This window comes from Pseudomonas sp. HMWF006, from assembly GCF_003061205.1.
Classification (GTDB): domain Bacteria; phylum Pseudomonadota; class Gammaproteobacteria; order Pseudomonadales; family Pseudomonadaceae; genus Aquipseudomonas; species Aquipseudomonas monsensis.
Genome location: NZ_QAIU01000082.1, coordinates 1 through 1738, shown reverse-complemented (window position 1 = coordinate 1738; position 1738 = coordinate 1). Strand labels below are relative to the sequence as shown.

At 59.3% G+C, this 1738-nt stretch carries 1 protein-coding gene and 1 pseudogene; both read left to right on the top strand.

From position 1 onward, the window contains the following. A pseudogene (locus DBR24_RS31445) lies at nucleotides 1-178 on the top strand (thermonuclease family protein); the annotation flags it as partial. A gap of 183 nt (nucleotides 179-361) precedes the next feature. Continuing rightward, nucleotides 362-1630, top strand: a complete 1269-nt coding sequence (locus tag DBR24_RS03110; RefSeq protein ID WP_003220889.1) for a malic enzyme-like NAD(P)-binding protein — start codon at nucleotides 362-364, stop codon at nucleotides 1628-1630. The last annotated feature ends 108 nt before the right edge of the window (nucleotides 1631-1738 follow it).

Sequence of the window (1738 nt, the reverse complement as noted above, 5' to 3'; positions counted from 1 at the left end):
TGTTGCACCCAATCTCGTCGGACAATTCGACATGGCGCGCTTGCAAGCGCTGCAGGGCAGGCAGATCGAGGCCCGGGGCTGGGTGGTCGACCGTTCGCGGCGCGGTGGATTGCAGGCGGGCCAGCCGCGCTGGCTGCTTCCGTTGACCGATCCGGCCATGATGCGCAGTTCTCGCTGAAGAAAAATTGTAGACATTTTTTCTGTCGATTGTGAACAGTCCAGCCCTTGTGCGCCGTGGCTCTTGGCCCAAAGTCGTAGGACAGGGCGCTTGACAGGGGTGACTGCTCAGTCTTGTGGGGACTTTGCGAGGCGCGTATCCTCGCTGACCAGTCTGTCCAACAGTAAAAAGCGGAATGCCAAAATGTCTGATCTGAAAACTGCCGCTCTCGAATATCATGCCAATCCTCGTCCAGGGAAGCTGAGTGTCGAGCTCACCAAGGCCACTGCTACCGCCCGCGACCTGTCGCTGGCCTACAGCCCCGGCGTAGCTGAACCAGTGCGTGAGATCGCCCGCGATCCTGAACTGGCCTACAAATACACCGGCAAGGGCAACCTGGTTGCAGTCATTTCCGATGGCACCGCGATTCTGGGTCTGGGTAACCTCGGCCCGCTGGCTTCCAAGCCGGTAATGGAAGGTAAAGGCGTACTGTTCAAGCGCTTCGCCGGTATCGACGTGTTCGACATCGAAGTCGACTCCGAAAGCCCGCAAGCCTTCATCGACACCGTTAAACGCATCTCCATCACCTTCGGTGGCATCAACCTGGAAGACATCAAGGCACCTGAGTGCTTCGAGATCGAACGTGCTCTGATCGAGCAGTGCGACATTCCGGTATTCCACGATGACCAGCACGGCACCGCGATCGTGACCGCTGCGGGCATGATCAACGCCCTGGAAATCGCCGGCAAAACCCTGCCGGAAGCGAAGATCGTCTGCCTCGGTGCTGGCGCTGCGGCCATCTCCTGCATGAAGTTGCTGGTGAGCATGGGCGCAAAAATCGAAAACATCTTCATGGTTGACCGTACCGGCGTGATCCACTCCGGCCGCGACGACCTGAACCAGTACAAAGCGGTATTTGCTCACGCCACCGACAAGCGCAGCCTGGCTGATGCTCTGAAAGGCGCTGACGTGTTCGTCGGTCTGTCCGGCCCGAACCTGCTGAGCGCTGAAGGCCTGCTGTCGATGGCGGCCAACCCGATCGTCTTCGCCTGCTCGAACCCGGATCCGGAAATCTCCCCGGAACTGGCACACGCTACCCGCAGCGATGTGATCATGGCCACCGGTCGTTCCGACTACCCGAACCAGGTCAACAACGTACTGGGCTTCCCGTTCATCTTCCGTGGTGCCCTGGACGTTCGCGCCAAGCGCATCAACGAAGAAATGAAAGTGGCCGCGGCCAATGCCCTGCGTGAACTGGCCAAACTGCCAGTGCCGCAAGACGTGTGCGATGCCTACGGTGGTGCCCCGCTGGAATTCGGTCGTGAGTACATCATTCCGAAGCCAATGGACAAGCGCCTGATCACCCTGATCTCCGACGCTGTGGCCAAAGCCGCGATCGAGACCGGTGTGGCCACCCTGCCGTATCCGAAGAACTACCCGCTGAAAAGCGTGGATGACGTGTTCAACGGCTAAGTCGTTGTAACGCTTCAAACAAAAGCCCCGGCTTGTGAGAGTCGGGGCTTTTTTTATGCCTGAAGATCAAGAGCCCCTCACCCTAGCCCTCTCCCGGAGGGAGAGGGG